This window comes from Streptomyces sp. NPDC002403, assembly GCF_053593015.1.
Map to the genome: position 1 here is coordinate 201,379 of NZ_JBSFBQ010000006.1, position 17,740 is coordinate 219,118.

Below are 17,740 nucleotides of genomic sequence, written 5' to 3' on the forward strand. Positions count from 1 at the left end.
CAGCGAGCCCGCAGCACGACGCCCCGGCGGGCAACGAGCCCCTCCTGACCCGAAGGACACCGCCATGCACCCCGACAACCATCTGCGGCTGCACCACCTGCGCTCCACCGAACTGCAAGAGCAGGCACAGGAATTCGGCCTCGTCCCCACCCCCTCGCACACCGGGCTGCGCACCCGGCTGGGCTGGGCCCTCGTCGACCTGGGGCTGCGCGTCCTGCCCCGCCACCCCGTCCGCACCTCCGCCGTCGGTACGGCGTGAACGTCCGGGGGGACCGCAGCCGTATCCCGCTGATCGCCGTACTGTCCGCCAACTCCATATCCACGGCCGGTACTTCACTCACCCTCATCGGCGTCCCGTGGTTCGTCCTGGAGACCACGGGAAGCGCCGGCCGGGCCGGTGTCGTCGCCTTCTGCGCGACCCTGCCGATCGTCGTCTCCGCCCTGATCGGCGGTCCCGTCATCGACCGGATCGGGCGGCGCCGGGTCTCCGTCGCCTCCGACCTGGTGTGCGGCCTCGCCGTCGCCGCCATTCCGCTGCTGCACCACGCGGACGCCCTCGCCTTCTGGATGCTGTGCGCGCTGATGGCGGTCGGCGGACTCTTCCACACCCCGGGCAACACCGCGCGCTACGTCCTGGTGCCGGATCTCGCCGGGCACGCCGGCACCACCCTGGCCCGCGCCGCCAGCCTCTTCGACGCCGTCTCGCGCGGCGCCCGGATGGTCGGGGCGGCACTGGCCGGCGTGCTGATCGCGCTCGTCGGCGCGCAGACCGTACTGCTGCTGGACGCGGCGACGTTCCTGACCTCCGCGCTGCTGATCGCGGCGGGCATCCGGGGGGTGCGCGCGGCCGAGCCCCGCAAGGCCGCGGCGCCGGTCTCGCTGCGCGCCTACCGCACCGAAATGCGCGAGGGCTTCACCTACTTGCTCGGCAACCGGCTGCTGCTGGCGGTCGTGGTGATGGTTCTGTTCATGAACGGCACCGACCAGGGCTGGAACGCCGTCCTGCTGCCGGTGCACGCCGCCGCCGAACTGGGCGGGGCCGGGGACATCGGCCTGCTCACCGCCCTGTTCGGCGCGGGCGGGCTGACCGGGGCGCTGCTGTACGGGGCGGTCGGGCACCGCTTCTCGCGACGGGCCGTGTTCACGGTGTGCGTGGTGCTGTGCGGCGCGCCCCGGTACGTGGTCGCGGCGCTGACCGGGACGACCCTGCCGCTCGCCGTGACCATGGCGTTGAGCGGGCTCGCGGGCGGGGTGCTGAACCCGATCCTGACGACGGTGATCTACGGAACGGTCCCCGACGAGCTGCGCAGCCGGGTCTCCGGAGTCCTCACGGCGGGCGGCGAACTGGCCATGCCGGTGGGCGGTCTCGCGGCAGGCCTGCTGGTGGAGAGCGCGGGCGTGCGGGGGGCGCTGCTGTCGATGGGCGGGGTGTACCTGCTGGCGACGCTGAGCCCGCTGGTCTTCCCGGCGTGGCGCACGATGGACGGGGCGGGGGCAGCTGCCGACCGTGCGTCCGGGCCGTCGCAGGCGCCCGAGGAGATCAGCAGCTCGGGACCTTGTGGCCCTGCTCCAGCGCCTTCAGCGAGGACACCGCGCTCTTCAGCGTCGTGACCGGGATCAGCCGCAGCCCCTTGGGGAGCTCGGCACGCGCCTCCCTGCACTCCGCCTTCGGCACCAGGAAGACGGTCGCCCCGTCGCGGCGTGCGGCCTGGGTCTTCAGCGACACCCCGCCGACCGCACCGACCTCGCCGTCCGCCTGGATCGTGCCCGTGCCCGCGACGGTGCGGCCGCCGGTGAGATCGCCGCCGGAGCCGTCGCCGTCGAGCTTGTCGACGATGCCGAGCGCGAAGAACAGGCCGGCGCTGGGGCCGCCCACATCGGCGAGGTGCAGGGTCACATCGACCGAGCCGGGCTTCTTCCCCAGGTAGTTCAGGGCGGCGTCGACCGCGGAGTCCTGCGACTTCCGCATGTCGTCGAGGTTGTGCTTCTCGATCTCCTTCTCGGAGCCGCCGCTCGGGTAGACGGACTCACGGGGCAGGACCGCCCGGTCCGTACGGAACCAGCTGTCGATCACATCACCGATACCGACGTCCGCGGTCGGCCCGGTCGCGACGATCGTCGTCATCCGCAGCTCGCCCTCGGTGGTCCGGGTCGGTGTGCCCTTGATGCTGATCACGGGCGTGCCGTGATCGCTCCCGAGCACATTCGCCGTCGAGCCGGGCTGCGCCAGGGTGAACGGCAGCGGCGCGAACGCGGCCACACCGAACAGGGCGAGGACGGGCAGGGCGCACAGAACGAGGGCACGGGGGCGCGAGAGACGAGTGAGCACCCGCCCAATCTAACCGCCCGGCCCGGACGCACGGGCCGGGCGCCCCGTACGCCGCGACCCCGGCCGTGATCCGCCGGACAGGCCCCGAGGGCGTCCCTACGGCGTCCGCCGGTTTCCCATCGACATGGCCAGGGCGACCACCCAGCCGATGAACGTCCAGCCCAGGAACAGATTGATCACGAACACCGAGCCGGTGTTCACCCCGCGCCCCGCGGCGATCATGAAGGGCAGGAAGTACACGACGATGCCCACGATGACGAGAAGCAGGAGAACAGAACCATCCATCGGAACCCCCCGGGAAGTCACGCGCTTCGGTCAAGGCGTGAGCCCCGAAAACATACGGTCCCACCGGGCGCCCGCGAAGACATGAACCGGCCAGAATCCGCCCCGGGTACCGGCCCACGACCGGCCCGCGGGCCCGTTGGGCCATCGGCGCTGCGGGCCCGATCGGTCCTCCGGCCTGATCCAAACGAGAGGCCCTAGCGGAGCGCGTCCGCCACTTCGCGGGCCGCGTCCACCACGCGGGGCCCGACGCGCTCGGGTACGGAGTCCGCGAGCATCACCACGCCCACGCTGCCCTCGACCCCGGTCACCCCCACCAGCGCCGCCGCGGCCCCGCTCGCCCCGGCCTCCAGCTCGCCGTGGGTGAGGGTGAAGGCGGTCTCGCCGACCGGTTTCTGGCGGGCGGCGAGGATCGCCCGGCCCGCGGCGCCCCGGTCCAGCGGGTGGCGGAAACCGGCCCGGTAGGCCACGTGGTAATCGGTCCAGGTCGGCTCGACGACCGCGACGGCCAGCGCGTCGCTGCCGTCGACCAGCGTGAGGTGGGCAGTGGCCCCGATGTCCTCGGCGAGCGACCGCAGCGCGGGCAGCGCGGCCTCGCGCACGAGCGGATGCACCTGGCGGCCCAGGCGCAGCACGCCCAGGCCCACCCTGGCCCGGCCACCCAAGTCACGGCGCACCAGGGCGTGTTGCTCCAGGGTGGCGAGCAGGCGGTAGACCACGGTCCGGTTGACCCCGAGTTTGTTGGACAACTCGGTGACGGTCAGACCGTGGTCGGTGTCGGCAAGCAGTTTGAGGACCCTCAGGCCCCGGTCGAGCGTCTGGGAGGTTTCCGCGGTCACGACGCCCTCTCCTCTTTGATGAGCGGCAGCGGCTGGTTCCCACGGAATGTGCGCCGCCGGTCCCAGCGGCGACGCACGGAGAGGCCGCCGGCCTAACCAGGCACCGGCTGCGCCCCGGAGCGGCTCTGCCACGGGGCGTTCATTTTTTGGGACAGTAGCGAGCGAGTCCGCTCAGCGGAAGGCCTCGTCCAGAATCCGGGCGTCGCCGGAACGGGAGTTGGCTTGAAGCAGCATAAGTGCCGGTCAGCGCGGCGTCGGCCGGATCCCGGAGGTCTACGCGCGTCCAGGTCGGCCGACGCCTTCACGGCACTTCACGCACCGGAAGTGAACTGCCGTTAACTCACGGTGAATGTCTGCTGCACAATTTTTCCGTTCACGAGCACCTCGCAGGCCCGGATCGACTTCGTCGCCGGGTCACGGACGGTGAAGTCGAGGGCGAAAGTGCCGTCGAGTCCGACGACCCGGGTGACGTACGGGTCGGCGGTCTGCTTCCCGTCGGCGGTGCGGCCCGTCACCGAGACCGTGGCGACGGGGGCGAATCCCCGTCCGGTCACCTGGACCGCCGTGCCGACGGGCCCCTCGGGCGGTGAGAGCGCGAAGGACGGTCCGGCGGGTGCGGTGCCGTCCTGGACGGTGAACGCCGCTGTCTCGGTGCGCGGGTTGACGAGTACCTCCCGGACCCGGATGGCGACGGTGTCGGCGGCGTTGACCGTGAAGGTCTGCGAGAACGCCCCGTCCAGCCCCACCACCTTGGTCTTCGCCGGGTCGGACGTCTGCGAGCCGTCGGCCCGCAGCCCGACGATGGACACGGTCGCGACCTTCGCGAAGCCCTGCCCGACGACGGTGACCGCCGTGCCCTTCGGTCCGGCCGAGGGGGTGAGCACGATGAAGGACGGGGCGACGGTCAGCGGCGTGAGGGCCTGCGCTCCCCCGGCGGTGACCCGGAGCGCGTACACGGCACGCGGGGTGGATCCGGCCACGGTGACCGTGCCGGCGAGCATCCCGTCGGCGCCGATCCGGAGGGTGGAGCCGCTGATCCGGGCACTGTCGCAGGAGCCGCCGTCGGCGGAGCAGAGCGCGGCGGTGGGCGTGGTGCCGGACGGCCAGTCACCGCCGGAGAGGGCGATCGTCCCGCCCGGCTTGACCTTCGCCGCACCCGCGGAGAGCGTCGCGGAGGCGTCGGTCACGGTGAACGGCGTGGTGAGCACAGTGGCCGGATCGTTGCCCTCGTCGACCTGGATGGCGGCGATGGCCGGGTCGGAGACGGTGAACTCGGCGCTGAACGTGCCGTCGGAGGTGCTCTTCACATAGACGGCGGTGTCGTCGAGCGTCGCCCCGCTCGCGTCCAGGCCGACGGTGTTGATCCACCGGTCCTGGAAGTAGTTGCTGCCGGTGACGGAGATGACGCTGCCGACCGGCGCACCGGAGCGGGAGAGCGCGATGGCCCGCGGCCCGGTGGGGACGAAGGCCTTGACCGTCAGGGGCGCGGTCGCCTCCTTCGTACCGTCACCGACCTTCACCAGGTACGAGCCGTCGGGCACGGCGCCGGCGGCGGCGAGCACCGCGTTGCCGCTCAATTCCCCGGAGCCGCTGATGGAGAGGGTGCTGGAGACGAACTTCGCGGGATCGCAGCCGCCGCCGTCCGCCGCGCACAGCGACGGTACGGGGGTGGCGCCCGCGGTCCACAGGCTGCCGGAGAGGGTGACGGCGGTGGACGGCCGGACGGCGCCGGCGGGCGCGGTCAGGGTGGCCGGGTGGCCCGCGGTGCCCTCGGCGGTCACCGTGCCGATGGAGCCGCCGCCGCTCACCACGTCGCACGGGGTCTCGTAGGTGGAGCCGAGCACCTTCGTACGCGTCAGATTGCGCACCGGGGTGAAGGAGATCGGGCCGCTCGCGGAGGCCGGGATGATGAAGTCGCCCTCGTACGGCGGGATTTCGATGGGCTTGCCGGACGGGATGTCGAGGTTGACCTGGGGTCCGGTGACGGTGACCGTGCCGGTGGCACCGCCGGACATGGCGAGGTCGATGCTGGGAGTGGTGGGTACGTCGCTCAGGCTGAGGCCGCTGGTGGCGGGGGACGGGCCGAGGGTGACCTTGGCGTGGACCTTGCCGCCCGGGTCGACGATCGACGGCGACAGGTCGACGCTCATCTGCTGCGGCCCGGTCGCCTCGCCCTGACCGGCGGGCAGGGTGCAGTGGACGGTCGGGGTGACGGTGCCGGCCTGGGCGGCGGGTGCGAGTACGAAGGTGCCGCCGGTCCAGACGAGCACGGCCCCGGCGGTGAGGGCCACGGCACGGCGTAACACCGCACCCGGTCTTCCGGTTCTTCTCGATTGCCGAGCGGGCATGTCGCTCCTCCATGGGTGTCGTCCGCGGCCGGGACACGGCTGCGGGAATTCTCCGAATTCGGAATGGCGACGCCCGCCCGCTCCGATGCGAAATGGAGCGGGCGGGCGCCTCCGGAATTATTCGTTTCCGTGCTCAGAGAAGGGTCAGGGTGAGAGTCGCGCTGTAATCTCCGGGCCGGGTGGATCCGGGAACGGTGAGGGTGAGATCGGCATCGGCGTCGAACCGGCCGCCGGTGAACGGACGGGAGCCGTCCGGATCCATCCGGCAGAGGCTCGCCGCTCCGCTCCCGAGCGCCGCGGGCGATCCGGCCACCGGCACCCCCACGCTGCCGTTCTGCGCGGTGCACTTCGGCGTCCAGCGGACGGCGTCGGCCGGGATGGTGCCGCCGTCGGCGCTGGTGAAGCCGGTGAGGGTGGCGGTCAGGGACCAGCCGCTGTCGACGCCGCGGGCGTCCTCCACCTCGACCCGGTTGAGCCGGGAGCGCTGCACACCGCTGCCGGTGCCCAGGACCGTCGTGCCGAAGTCGACGGTGTCGCCGTCCTGGACCATGGACAGTGTCCCGGCCCTGACCGAGGTGTTCAGTGTCTGGTCGGCGCTGCCGCCTCCTCCCCCGCCGGTGGAGACGGTGAACGGGGCGGTCCGTACGGTCGCCGGGTCGTTGCCCTCGTCGGCCTGGACGGCGACGACGGCCTCGGAGACCACGGTGAACTCGACGGAGAAGGTGCCGTCCGAACCGCTCTTGACGTAGACCGCGCTGTCGTCGAGCCCGGTGCCCGAGGCATCGAGACCGATGACATTGATCCAGCGGTCCGGGTTGTAGTTCTTGCCGCTGACCGTGATCACACTGCCGACCGGCCCGCTGCTCTGCGACAGCGAGATCTCGCGGTCGCCGGCCGCGACGGCCCTGACGCTGAGCGGGGCCGTGGCCTCCTTCGTGCCGTCGTTGACCTTCACCTCGTACGTGCCGTCCGGCACCGCGCCGGCCTCCGCGAGGGTGGCCGTGCCGTTCAGCGTCCCGTCACCGCCGATGGTGAGCGTGTTGCTGCTGAACTTCAGCGGATCGCAGCCCCCTCCGCCCGCCGCGCAGAGCGAGGGCACCGGCGTACCGCCCGGAGTCCAGCCCGAACCCCCCAGCGTCACAGCGGTGTTGGGGCGCACGGGGTCGGCGGGCGCGCTCAGGGTGGCGGGCTCGGAGCCGGTGCCCTCCACCGTGACGGTGCCGATACCGGCGCCGCCGTCGACGACGTCGCAGGGCGTCTCGAAGACCGAGCCGAGCACCTTGGTCTGCGTCAGCGTACGGACCGGGGTGAAGGAGATGTCTCCGGAGGCGTTCGCGGGGACCAGGAAGTCGCCCTCGTACGGCGGGAGTTCGATGGGGGTGCCGGACGGGATGTCCATGGTGAACTCGGCGCCGCGCACGGTGACGGTTCCGGTCGCGCCGCCGGACATGGCGAAGTCGATGCTGGGGATGGTCGGCACGTCCTCCAGGGCGAGGCCGCTGGTGGCGGGGGACGGGCCCAGGGTGACCTCGGCGTGGACCTTGCCGCCCGGGGCGACGACCGCGGGCGACAGCTCGACGGTCATCTCCTGCGGCCCGGTCGCCTCGCCCTGGCCCGCGGGCAGGATGCAGTGGACGGTCGGGGTGACCGTACCGGCGACCCGCCCGCCGGCCGACGGTGCGGCCTGGGCGCTCGCCCCGGCGCAGCTCAGCGACATCACGAAGCAGGCAGCGAGCAACCCGGTCACACCGGGTCTTCGTCGTCGTATCACCAGACACCCCTCCATGGCCCATTGATTGCGCACATTGAGGAGGCCGGGTGCCAAGAAGTCAAGAGAGAACCGATTGATCCTTATCTGAAATGCCCGAAAAGCATTTCCATGGGAATTTCAAGTGCCTCTGCGGACATCTCTTGACTTCTCTGAAGATCACCGTTTCACTGCTGCCGACATGCCGGGCCCGGCACGCAGATCCACTTCTCCAGTTCTTCGGTGAATCTGCGGAATTCAGAACCGGAAGGAGTTCCCCCCGTCATGTCGTCGAATCGAAGACACATCCCCCTGGTGCTGGTCGCGGCCTGTTCCGTGGCCGGCGCACTCGCCCTGGCTCCGACGGCCCAGGCCGTGACTCCGCTCACCGCGACGGCCACGTACAACTGCGGCGCCTGGGGCAGCGGTCTCGCCACCCTGACCGCCGCCGACTCGGGCACGTCCAAGACCATCAAGATCACGTCCACCGCGATCACCATGCCGGCCGGTACCAGCGCCGACCCGAACAGCATCACGACGACGCTCAAGCTCACCAAGACCTCGGGCGGCGTCACCAGTCAGGTGCAGTTCTCCGGGAAGACCAACCCCGGCATGAGCGGCGGCAGCCCGATCACCCTGGGCCCGCTGAAGCTCACCTCCGGCACCCTGGCGGCGGGTGACAGCACGAACTCCGTGGTGCTGCCCGCTCCCCCGAGCGCCACCAACTGGTCACTGCAGATCGTGGCCTCGTCCCCGACCTCGGCCACGGTTCCGTGTGTGGCCACGACGAACCAGTCCGCGCCGTTCGTCTGGTAGCCGCGCGGATCGTCCGGTAGCCGCACGGATCCTCCAGCAGTCCGCACCGTTCGTCCGGCGGCCGCGTCGTTCCTCCGACAGTCGCGCCACCCTCATCCGCACGTACGACACCGGCCCGGGGCAAGGACCGCAGTCCCCGCCCCGGGCCGGCACCCGCATGCCCCCGTCGGCTCACGTCATACGGGTGGCCCACTCCTGGACCTTCTTGATCCGCTGCTGGATCTGCCCGGCCGTGGCCTCCGCGCTCGGCGGCCCGCCGCACACCCGCCGCAGCTCGGTGTGGATCACCCCGTGCGGCTTGCCGCTCTGGTGCGTGTAGGCCGAAACCATCGTGTTGAGCTGCTTGCGCAGCCCGAGCAGCTGCTTGTGCGTGACCACCGGCCGCGCCTCGGCCGGCTTCTCCAGCAGGTCGGCCTCTCCGGCCGGCTTCTGGCGGCTGTGCGCGATCTGCCGGGACTGCCGCTTCTGGAGCAGCAGCTGCACCTGGTCGGGCTCCAGCAGCCCGGGAATCCCCAGGTAGTCCTGCTCCTCCTCGCTGCCGGGATGCGCCTGCATGCCGAACTCGGCACCGTCGTACAGCACCCGGTCGAAGACCGCGTCGGATTCGAGGGCCTCGAAGGGCAGCTGCTCCTCGGTCTCCTCGTCCTCCAGCTTCTCGGCGTCGGCGAGGAGCTTGTCCTCCTCCGCGAACGGGTTCTCCTCGTCGCTGCCCTTCTTGGGCTTGTCGAGGACGTGGTCCCGCTCGACCTCCATCTCGTTGGCGAAGTCGAGCAGCATCGGAATGGTCGGTACGAAGACCGAGGCGGTCTCGCCACGCCTGCGCGAGCGCACGAAACGCCCGACGGCCTGCGCGAAGAACAGCGGCGTGGAGATGGTGGTGGCGTACACGCCGACGGCCAGGCGCGGCACGTCGACGCCCTCCGACACCATGCGCACCGCGACCATCCAGCGCGAGTCGTCCGCGCTGAACTGGTCGATCCTCTTCGATGCGGCCTTCTCGTCGGAGAGGACCACGGTGGCCTTCTCGCCGGTGACCCGCTTGAGGATCTTGGCGTACTCGCGCGCCGATTCCTGGTCGGTGGCGATGACCAGCCCGCCCGCGTCCGGAATGCCCTTGCGGACCTCGGTCAGCCGCTTGTCGGCGGCGCTCAGCACATTGGGGATCCACTCGCCGGTGGGCGACAGGGCGGTGCGCCAGGCCTGCCCGATGGCGTCCTTGGTCATCGGCTCGCCGAGCCGGGCGGCGATCTCGTCACCGGCCTTGGTGCGCCAGCGCATGTTGCCGCTGTAGCTGAGGAAGATCACGGGCCGGACGACGCCGTCGGCGAGCGCGTTGCCGTAGCCGTAGGTGTAGTCGGCCGAGGAGCGCCGGATGCCGTCGTTGCCCTCCTCGTACACGACGAAGGGGATCGGGTTGGTGTCGGACCGGAACGGCGTACCGGTGAGCGCGAGCCGCCGGGTGGCCGGGTCGAACGCCTCCTGGCACGCCTCGCCCCAGGACTTCGAGTCACCGGCGTGGTGGATCTCGTCGAGGATGACGAGGGTCTTGCGCTGCTCGCAGCGGTTGCGGTGCAGCATCGGCCGCACGCCGACGCCCGCGTAGGTGACCGCGACGCCGTCGTACTCCTTGCTGAGCGGGCCCGCGCTGTAGTCGGGGTCGAGCTTGATCCCTATCCGGGCCGCTGCCTCGGCCCACTGCTTCTTCAGGTGCTCGGTCGGCGCGACGACGGTGACCTGCTGCACGACATGGTGGTGCAGCAGCCATGACGCGAGGGTCAGCGCGAAGGTGGTCTTCCCCGCGCCGGGGGTGGCGACCGCGAGGAAGTCGCGCGGCTGCTCCTGGATGTACTTCTCCATGGCGCCCTGCTGCCAGGCTCGCAGCTTGCCGGCCGTGCCCCAGGGGGCGCGGCCGGGGAAGGCGGGTGAGAGGTGGTGGGAGGCGGTAGTAGTCACGGTCTCCGGTTCGGGTCTCTCGGGTACGTGGGGCGCTGTCCGCACGGCCGGGACGGACCCGCACGCGATACGACAACCGGGCCACCCTACCGGGGGGCGGCGCGTGCACCGCCTCGGACTACGCCGCCCCGCACGGAATTGCGATGGCTGTCACACGCCCTCGACGACCAGCTCGCGCAACCCCTGGGAGATGGCCTTCACCTCGTCCGTTTCGCCGGTGGCCACCGCGATGACCAGGCGTTCCGCAGCATCGATGTCCGGACGCAGATCCACCCCGTTCATGGCCAGAAAGGTCACGCACGACAGCCAGGCCGTGCGCTTGTTGCCGTCGAAGAACGGGTGATTGATCGCCAAGGACTGAAGGAGCGCGGCCGCCTTGTCGATCACGTCCGGGTACGCCTCCTCGCCGAACATGGCCGCGGACGGACGGTGCGCCGCCGATTCGAGGAGCCCGGCGTCGCGCACGACGATTTGCATGTCCGAGCAGGCGTGTTCGGCGATGACGAGGACGTCCTCGGAGCTCAGGTAGACGCAGGTCACTTGAGCCGCTCCATGAGCTCGCCCCACTTGGCCGCCTGCTCCTTGGCCGTCTTGCGGACGATGGCCTGCTGAGCGGTCCTGGCCAGGTAGTCGTCCACGGCTTGGAGCAGTATCGCGTGCATGCTGGTCCCCTCCTGCTCTGCACGCTGCTTGAGGGCTTCGGTCTGGTCGTCACGAAGACGCAGGTTCATGGCCATACCAAAACGGTACCACCGGATGGGGCCAGACTGGTACCAGCTACCGGGTCCGCACCCGCGCAGCCACCCACGCCCCCGTCAGCGCCACCCCCGCCATCGGCAGGAAGACCACCGCGAACGCACCCGGATGGGACCCCGCGGCCCCCGCCCCCGCCGCGTCGTGCACGGCCCCCACCGCACCGCCGCCGAGCGCGGCGAAGGCCGCTCCGCCCGCGGCGAGCAGCAGTACGTTCGAGAGCCCGTCGGAGATCTGGAGGGCGGCCGAGTTCGCCCCCGCCTCCTCCGGCGCCGACAGCTTCAGCAGCAGCACGCTCGTCGACGCGATCACCACGCCCATGCCGAAGCACCCGAAGGCCCAGGCCACGGCCACGGTCCAGACCGGAACCGAGTCGATCAGCACGGACGGCGCGGCCGCGATCGCCGCGGCGACCAGCACCATGCCGCCCACCATCATGCGCTCCCGGTACGGCTCCAGGCGCGGCCGGGACTGTACGTACGAACCGAGCGCCCAGGTACCGCCCCCGGCCGCGAGCGAGAACCCGGCCATCGTGGGGCTGAGCCCGCGCTGGGTGACCAGCATCAGCGGTACGAAGGACTCGGCGGCGATGAACGACCCGGCCGCCACCCCGCGCAGCAGCACCACCGAGGGCAGTCCGCGCGCCGCCCGGCCGGTCCCCGGGGGCAGCAGCCCCCGCACGGCGGGCACGAGCAGTGCGACACCCACGGCGGCCGGCAGCAGCGCGAACCAGTCCAGCTCCTGCCCGGCGTACTGGAGCAGCGCCGCACCCAGCGAGATCCCGAGCGCGAGCATGATGCGCCGCCGGTCGTACGGCTCGACGGGCGCCGAGGGATCGGCCGGCCCGGACGCCCGCCGCCGGATCGCGGGCAGCGCGAGCGCCAGCGGGAACACCACGAGGACGGGGATGCCGGTGAAGACCCACCGCCACCCCAGGTGCTCGGTCACGCTCCCGGAGGCGAGCGGCCCGACGACCGACGGGATCACCCAGCTCGCGGCGAAGGCGGCCAGGATCGACGGCTGCAGCCGCTTCGGATAGGCCCGGCTGATCACCACGTACAACGCCACGATCACCAGCCCGCCGCCGAGCCCCTGCACGGCCCTCCCCGCGACGAAGACCCACATGCTCCCGGCGGTCCCGCAGAGCAGCAGCCCCGCGGCGAACGCGCTGATCCCGGTGGCGAGCGGCGCCAGCGGACCGCGCCGGTCCGCCCACTGCCCGGAGAGCACCATGGCGAAGAGGCTGGTCGTGAAGTACGCGGAGAACGCGAACGCGTACAGCGGGATGCCGTGCAGCTCACGCGCGGCGACCGGCATCGCGGTCCCCACGGCGGTCGCCTCGAAGGCGATCAGGAACACGACGGAGACGATGCCGACACTGAGCGCCCGGTAGGTCCGCCCTAGCACCCCTCCGGATTCGACGGACGACTCGGCCCCGTCGGGCACCTCCGCGTCGACGGCGGTGCCGGTCTCGACACCGGCGTCTCGTGGTTCCAGGGCACTCATGAGCCCAAGAGTAAGGGGCAAGATCTCATCTGAGCCCTGTCGCGAGACGGTCCTCCGGTCCTCCGTTGGTCGTAGGACCACGCCACCGATCGTGAACGCGGTATGGCAGTCGCATTGCACCCCGCCCCGCACTCTTGAGCGTCCGGGACACCCGGCCCTACGGTCGGACCACGACGAGGAACACACGGCCGTGTGCCCGAGTGGTTCAGGGGCTCGACTGCAACTCGAGTTACACCGGTTCGAATCCGGTCACGGCCTCCGTGCGACGTACGGAAGCGAGCGCGCCCTCACCTCGGTGAACCGGGGCGACCGCTTCCGTACGTCATGCAAAGGCCCGACGAATCAGAGTCAGCCGGCCACGGCTTCCTCGCTCAGCGCTTCCTTCACCATCTCCCGCACCTGCGCCTCGTCCTCCTTGCTGAGCGAGGTCTGCACGAGCTGCCCGCCGAACTTGGCGATCTCGGGGACGACCCGGTCCCGGGCGGCCGTCTTCACGAGCACGAAGACGGCGGCGGCACCGGGCCGGAGGTTGGCGCTGAGCTCCTTCATGAAGTTGTCGTCGACACCCGTGTCGACGGCGGCCCCGCCGACGGCACCGGCCGCGGCACCCACCGCGGCACCGAGGAACGGCACGAGGAAGAGCAGCCCGATGACGCTCCCCCACAGCGCGCCGCCCACGGCACCGTTCCCGACGTGGTTGACGGCCTGATGCAGCTTGATCTTGCCGTCCTTCTCACGCCGCTCGACGACGACGATGTCCTCCAGCTCGACGAGGTGCTCACGGTTCATGGACAGGAGCTTGTCCCGGACCTGGTCGGCGGTGGCGAGATCGTCGTAGGCGATGACGAACAGATTGCTCATACGGCTGACTCCTCCTAGTTGGGGCGCTACCGCCCCAACTATAGAAATCAATGCGAAATAGGGCATTTCGACGAATGCTTCACCCCGCCGTCTGCCGCCCCGATACCCGTCCGTCAGCCCGAGGCCGCACCGTCCACCACCACTCGCGCCCGATCGAGCCCCGCGAGAACCGCGTCCACCGACTGCTCCACGGTCTGCCCGGTCGTGTCCAGCCAGAGCCCGATCCGCGGCGTCTCCTCCCGCAGCACCCGGTCCAGCGACTCCACGGTCCATCCGGCCCCGTACCCGCTCTTGCCCCGCCCGGCCTCCCGCTCGGCAACGGCACGCGGCCCGGGAGCGAGCACGACGACGTACAACGGCCGCGTCCGTACGAGCTCGACGTACCCGGCCAGTTCCTCCCCCAGCACCACGTCCTGAACGACAGCGGTCCAGCCCTCATCCGCGTAGGTGTCGGCCGTCATCGCGGACAGCCGGTACCGGAGCCGCAGTTGAGCCGCGGCCTCCTCGTACGCCCCCGGCACCATCTCGGCCCGCCCGGACACCACCATCCGCCGGAAGACGTCCCCCCGCACATGAACGGCCCTCGGCAACCGCTCGGCGAGGGCCTGGGCAACGGTGGACTTCCCGGAGGCCATCACCCCGGTGATGAGAACAACGGCAGCCCCGGGCACTCCGCAACCCGAGGCCTGCCCTCCTTCCCCTTCTCCGAACGCATCCACCATCACGTCACCTTCCACTCTTCTCTCCTGGGACACGGCACACCACGCTCCCCGCTCTACTGCCGAAACGGCCCGCCGGAGAACCAGAAATCACAACGCTCCTGCGGTCGCAATTCCTCCGCCCCTTCCCCGTATCGCTACGCCAACTCAAGGAATGGACACGCCTACCGAGTAGGTCCTTCGTAGGGCGGATTGGAACCGGGAGGAGCAACGGGAGGGGGGCCGAAAGACGGAGGCGCGGGTTGGCTCTGAGGCTGAGGAAGTGGTTGCTGGTACGGGTCGGGGTACGGGGGCTGATGCGGATACGCGGGCGGGACAGTTGCGGTACCGGACTCGCGGCGACGGGATCGGACAGCCTGGGCTGCCGTCACTGCGCCGATGAGCACAACCACGCCAGCGCCTAGTCCGACCCAGAGCCCCGTGTTCCCACTGCTGTCATTGGAGGCGGGGGCTGCTGCGGCCGGCTTGCCAGCGTCCGCAGAACCTCCGGCCGCCTTGGAAGGCTTGGAGGAAGGGCTGGGGCTAGGGATCTCGGCTGCCGCGAGGTCGGGGAGCGGGTACACATCGGGCGGGCCGGGGTCGCCGGGAGTTTTCAGGGCGATGCGGGGGCGGATGATCCCGTAGCCGATGTAGTCCGTGCGCTCGTCGCCACTGATCGGGCCGCCGGCCGTGTTGAGCATGACACGCAGAACCTGGTTGTTCGTCCAGTGGGGGTGCTCGGACCAGATCAGGGCGGCGGATGCAGAAACGATGGCGGTGGCATCACTGGTACCACTGGTCTTGCACAGCTGAGTACCCCCACTGCAGGTGTGGACCATGTCCACACCGGGGGCGGCCAGGTCGACCTGCGGACCGTACTGAGAGGACTTGGCCCTCTTGAGGTCCCTCCCTACCGCACCAACACCGACGACACCAGGAGTTCCGGCCGGGTACTCGATCGCGTTTCCCTCATCAGCGCTGTTGCCTGCGGCGGCGAAAACGAGCGACCCTTTGCTCAGGGCATACTTCACGGCGTCCGTGAGACGTTGCGATCCCACATTGTTACCGAGAGAGACATTAATTACCTTGGCGCCGTTGTCAGCCGCAAAACGAATCCCTGTGGACAAGTCGTCGTTGAAATTCTTGTCCGCTGTCGCCCCATTGACTTTTCCGAAGTTGTCCCTCACACGAATGGGGAGAATCTTGCTTGACGGCGCTAGCCCAAAGGAACCTCCCCCGCCACCGGAGTCGCCCGTCCCCGCGATGAGGCCGGCCATCCCGGTCCCGTGATTATCATAATCGGTGTGCTCATTGCCTGGAGAGTCTGCTGCCAGGTCTTCCCCTTCGAGTACACGCCCTCGGAGATCTGGGGTTGACGCATCGACACCTGTATCAATAACGGCGACGGTAACGTTTTCTCCCGTACTCGACGCCCACATCTGGTCGGCCTTCATCACGTCCAGGTGCCACTGCCTCGCACGAACAGAATCCGCGGACACAGGGTTGGCGCCCACCAGCAGCGACGCCGCTACCACGGATACGACGGTTCCACGACGGATGACCGCTGCACTGCTGGTACGCATCCAATTCCCTCTGTCTGTTTTCCTGCTGCTCAGTCGATCACTGGTGGGACAACCCGTCGGCTGCCCTGCTGCCACGTCTCTTCGTCCTCGACGAGATAGTCCAGCCGTTCACGGTCGTCACGGCGCGGCCCCCCGGCACGCTGAGGGGTCGCGGCTACCCCCCGCCCCGCCTGACCGCCCGCGCCCCGCACCAAGCCGGTGCCTCCAGGAGTGAACGGGTGTGCCGATGTCCGCCCTGGCTGCTGTGGACGACCTCCCACCGTGCCCCCGGTCTCCCCGGCAAGTCGGCGACCACCCACGATTCCGCTCTGGCCACCGCTCCCGACTCCGCCCATTCCCGCGCCGTGCCCCATCGCTCCACGGCCGGTCTGTGTGCCTTCGCCACCGATCACGGTGCCACGAGGAAGCCCTCCCCCAGGCCGCCCGGACGTCTGCGCGGCCGGGCGGCCGCCGACGATCTCACCGTTTCGGGACGGGCGATCGATCGGGCCCACCCCCGTATTCCCGTTGCCCGGAAGCATCGGTGGACGGGGGATCCCAGTCGTCCTCCCGCCGGTGTTCGTCGACTGAGGCCCTCCACCAATGACGGGCGGCAGAACGGCAGGCGTGGTGAAGAATGCATCGGGTTTACCCGGCCCGGGAGTTATGGACGGACCCAGCGCAGGATTTGACGGAGCCATCGTTGGCAGCGTCTCAACACTGTCGATCTCCATGTCCACCGGCGACCGCACCACGTCGGCGGCCGGAGCCGTCACGCTCGCATACGTGGACGACGGCGTTGTCACGCTGCTCACCGCTCCGTGACCGTCCACAGACGTCGAGGAGCTCCCGACATAGGCACCGGCAACTCCCGCCACCCCTTCGCCGGAGATGCGTTCGCTGGTGTCGCTCCGCTTGGCCCGTGTGTCCTCCGGCGCGATCACCTGCGGCGGCGGCGGAAACTCGGGCTTCTCCAGCTTGCCAAAGCCCTCGACCGACTGAGAGTACGTCTGGGAAAGCTTTCTCATCTCCGCAGCTGCCGCCTCCCGCTCCTCGGTCAGCTTCCGCACCAGAGCCGTGGCATCCGGATCGCCAGAGGCTTGGAGGGCAGCCTTCATGCTCGCCTCCGGATCCCCCTCGGGGCGAGGCATCGCTGCCTTGGCCAGGGCGATCGCGTCAGCAGCGTCGCTCAGATGCGTCGATGCCCCCCTACTGTAGAGACCGAGACGCAGCGTCGCATTGGCCAGGTCGGCGCTCCAGGTACGGAACGACTCTGCACCCTGTCCCTTCCATTCCACCATCTGTGGACGGATCTTCAGTTCCTCACCGATCTTGTCGATCTCCTTCGCGGCGCTCTCCAAGCGATCAGCCACAGCCTTGACGGCCTCGCTGTTGGCCTGATCCAGCCACGCAACCAACTGCACGTGGGACATGCCCTCGAACGATGTCGTGCTCATCCCGCTCCCCCGTTCATACCAGCGATCGCCAAGTGATCCTCATCGCCGTCATGCAGATCCGGTCTCCTTCGTCGGCGACGGCTGAGGAGTCGTCGTAGGCTGCCCACCGCCCTGCTTGCCCTCGTTCGGAACCGGGTTGTACTCACCGTCGTAGTGCTCCTCCGCACCCCGCTTGATGGCGAGCATGCGGTCACGGATGTCATCGTCCAGGTTCTCGTAGCCTTTGTGCGCCGCCAGAACCGCGATACCCAAACCTTCTATGGAATCCGACAGCAGCTTCGAAAGGGTTTCCAGCTCCGTAATGACGTTCTGGTACGTGCTATACAAACCGGACGCCTCTGCCCACGCAGGATCGCCGAACTGAGTCTCACCGATGGCGACCTCGCCCAGTTTCTTCGCGTCTGCCGGTGAGGTCTTGAGGTCGTGGAGGAGGACGTCGATACGGTCGCGGAACTTCGTGAACGACGAAAGTTCAGTGACCAGTTCACCCGCAACGCCCGGGGAGATCGCCCCGGCTGCTCCTATCGCACCGATGACACCCCATGGGTACGCCGGCGATTCCGCCCCGGGATCGTTCTGTCCCACAGTG

17 protein-coding genes and 1 tRNA gene are annotated in these 17,740 nt (G+C 69.8%); 4 read left to right on the top strand and 14 right to left on the bottom strand.

Going from position 1 to position 17,740, the window contains the following annotated elements:
• The first annotated feature begins 64 nt into the window (after positions 1–64).
• Together ACWCPY_RS10300 and ACWCPY_RS10305 are read left to right on the top strand one after the other, a co-directional pair.
• Positions 65–259: a hypothetical protein gene (locus ACWCPY_RS10300; protein ID WP_451263889.1), complete on the top strand. Its 195-nt coding sequence runs from the start codon at positions 65–67 to the stop codon at positions 257–259.
• Positions 256–1,611 carry an MFS transporter gene (locus ACWCPY_RS10305; RefSeq protein ID WP_451263890.1) on the top strand — a complete coding sequence of 452 codons (1,356 nt, stop codon included), beginning with the start codon at positions 256–258 and terminating at the stop codon, positions 1,609–1,611. The genes ACWCPY_RS10300 and ACWCPY_RS10305 overlap by 4 nt, the downstream gene beginning before the upstream one ends.
• Here ACWCPY_RS10305 and ACWCPY_RS10310 read toward each other — a convergent pair.
• From ACWCPY_RS10310 to ACWCPY_RS10330, 5 genes are all read right to left on the bottom strand, one after another.
• Positions 1,541–2,329, bottom strand: coding sequence for a S16 family serine protease (locus tag ACWCPY_RS10310; RefSeq protein WP_451263891.1), 789 nt, complete (start codon positions 2,327–2,329; stop codon positions 1,541–1,543). The genes ACWCPY_RS10305 and ACWCPY_RS10310 overlap by 71 nt on opposite strands.
• 96 nt (positions 2,330–2,425) lie before the next feature.
• Entirely contained in the window at positions 2,426–2,614 is a 189-nt protein-coding gene (locus ACWCPY_RS10315; protein WP_451263892.1) for a superinfection immunity protein, read from the bottom strand.
• 194 nt (positions 2,615–2,808) lie between these two features.
• Positions 2,809–3,450: an IclR family transcriptional regulator gene (locus tag ACWCPY_RS10320; protein ID WP_124723277.1), complete on the bottom strand. Its 642-nt coding sequence runs from the start codon at positions 3,448–3,450 to the stop codon at positions 2,809–2,811.
• Positions 3,451–3,785: 335 nt separating this feature from the next.
• Positions 3,786–5,756, bottom strand: a complete 1,971-nt coding sequence (locus ACWCPY_RS10325) for a hypothetical protein (protein ID WP_451263893.1) — start codon at positions 5,754–5,756, stop codon at positions 3,786–3,788.
• A 175-nt stretch (positions 5,757–5,931) separates the two neighbouring features.
• The gene (locus ACWCPY_RS10330) at positions 5,932–7,545 is read right to left on the bottom strand and encodes a hypothetical protein (RefSeq protein WP_451263894.1); all 1,614 of its coding nucleotides are present in this window, start codon (positions 7,543–7,545) and stop codon (positions 5,932–5,934) included.
• Positions 7,546–7,830: 285 nt separating this feature from the next.
• Between ACWCPY_RS10330 and ACWCPY_RS10335 the strand changes: the two genes are divergently transcribed.
• Positions 7,831–8,361 (top strand): hypothetical protein, encoded by a 531-nt coding sequence (locus tag ACWCPY_RS10335; RefSeq protein ID WP_451263895.1) that lies wholly within the window; start codon positions 7,831–7,833, stop codon positions 8,359–8,361.
• A 171-nt stretch (positions 8,362–8,532) separates the two neighbouring features.
• Here the strand turns inward: ACWCPY_RS10335 and ACWCPY_RS10340 are convergent, their stop codons facing one another.
• The 4 genes from ACWCPY_RS10340 to ACWCPY_RS10355 all read right to left on the bottom strand — a co-directional run bounded on the left by ACWCPY_RS10340 (position 8,533) and on the right by ACWCPY_RS10355 (position 12,573).
• On the bottom strand, positions 8,533–10,314 hold the full coding sequence (locus ACWCPY_RS10340; protein WP_451263896.1) for a DEAD/DEAH box helicase: 1,782 nt from the start codon (positions 10,312–10,314) through the stop codon (positions 8,533–8,535).
• A gap of 150 nt (positions 10,315–10,464) precedes the next feature.
• On the bottom strand, positions 10,465–10,854 hold the full coding sequence (locus ACWCPY_RS10345; RefSeq protein ID WP_451263897.1) for a type II toxin-antitoxin system death-on-curing family toxin: 390 nt from the start codon (positions 10,852–10,854) through the stop codon (positions 10,465–10,467).
• Positions 10,851–11,051, bottom strand: coding sequence for a ribbon-helix-helix protein, CopG family (locus ACWCPY_RS10350; RefSeq protein WP_073738190.1), 201 nt, complete (start codon positions 11,049–11,051; stop codon positions 10,851–10,853). The genes ACWCPY_RS10345 and ACWCPY_RS10350 overlap by 4 nt, the downstream gene beginning before the upstream one ends.
• Before the next feature lie 40 nt (positions 11,052–11,091).
• On the bottom strand, positions 11,092–12,573 hold the full coding sequence (locus ACWCPY_RS10355) for an MFS transporter (RefSeq protein ID WP_451263898.1): 1,482 nt from the start codon (positions 12,571–12,573) through the stop codon (positions 11,092–11,094).
• A gap of 186 nt (positions 12,574–12,759) precedes the next feature.
• Here ACWCPY_RS10355 and ACWCPY_RS10360 point away from each other — a divergent pair.
• A tRNA-Cys gene (locus tag ACWCPY_RS10360) sits at positions 12,760–12,831 on the top strand.
• Between the two features lie 90 nt (positions 12,832–12,921).
• Here ACWCPY_RS10360 and ACWCPY_RS10365 read toward each other — a convergent pair.
• From ACWCPY_RS10365 to ACWCPY_RS10385, 5 genes are all read right to left on the bottom strand, one after another.
• A complete protein-coding gene (locus ACWCPY_RS10365) occupies positions 12,922–13,434 on the bottom strand; it encodes a DUF1269 domain-containing protein (protein WP_451263899.1) in 513 nt (170 codons plus the stop codon).
• A gap of 113 nt (positions 13,435–13,547) precedes the next feature.
• A complete protein-coding gene (locus tag ACWCPY_RS10370; RefSeq protein ID WP_451263900.1) occupies positions 13,548–14,105 on the bottom strand; it encodes an AAA family ATPase in 558 nt (185 codons plus the stop codon).
• Between the two features lie 212 nt (positions 14,106–14,317).
• Positions 14,318–15,715 (bottom strand): type VII secretion-associated serine protease mycosin, encoded by a 1,398-nt coding sequence (gene mycP / locus ACWCPY_RS10375; RefSeq protein WP_451263901.1) that lies wholly within the window; start codon positions 15,713–15,715, stop codon positions 14,318–14,320.
• A 29-nt stretch (positions 15,716–15,744) separates the two neighbouring features.
• Positions 15,745–17,151 (bottom strand): WXG100 family type VII secretion target, encoded by a 1,407-nt coding sequence (locus ACWCPY_RS10380; protein WP_451263902.1) that lies wholly within the window; start codon positions 17,149–17,151, stop codon positions 15,745–15,747.
• A gap of 48 nt (positions 17,152–17,199) precedes the next feature.
• Positions 17,200–17,736, bottom strand: a complete 537-nt coding sequence (locus ACWCPY_RS10385) for a hypothetical protein (RefSeq protein WP_451263903.1) — start codon at positions 17,734–17,736, stop codon at positions 17,200–17,202.
• Positions 17,737–17,740 lie beyond the last annotated feature (4 nt).

Bases quoted from the DNA above. Each gene is read 5' to 3' on its own strand.
- ACWCPY_RS10300 (WP_451263889.1), top strand. From the start codon at position 65: ATGCACCCCGACAACCATCTGCGGCTGCACCACCTGCGCTCCACCGAA.
- ACWCPY_RS10315 (WP_451263892.1), bottom strand. From the start codon at position 2,614: ATGGATGGTTCTGTTCTCCTGCTTCTCGTCATCGTGGGCATCGTCGTG.
- ACWCPY_RS10335 (WP_451263895.1), top strand. From the start codon at position 7,831: ATGTCGTCGAATCGAAGACACATCCCCCTGGTGCTGGTCGCGGCCTGT.
- ACWCPY_RS10350 (WP_073738190.1), bottom strand. From the start codon at position 11,051: ATGGCCATGAACCTGCGTCTTCGTGACGACCAGACCGAAGCCCTCAAG.
- ACWCPY_RS10355 (WP_451263898.1), bottom strand. From the start codon at position 12,573: ATGAGTGCCCTGGAACCACGAGACGCCGGTGTCGAGACCGGCACCGCC.
- ACWCPY_RS10365 (WP_451263899.1), bottom strand. From the start codon at position 13,434: ATGAGCAATCTGTTCGTCATCGCCTACGACGATCTCGCCACCGCCGAC.
- mycP (WP_451263901.1), bottom strand. From the start codon at position 15,715: ATGCGTACCAGCAGTGCAGCGGTCATCCGTCGTGGAACCGTCGTATCC.
- ACWCPY_RS10380 (WP_451263902.1), bottom strand. From the start codon at position 17,151: ATGAGCACGACATCGTTCGAGGGCATGTCCCACGTGCAGTTGGTTGCG.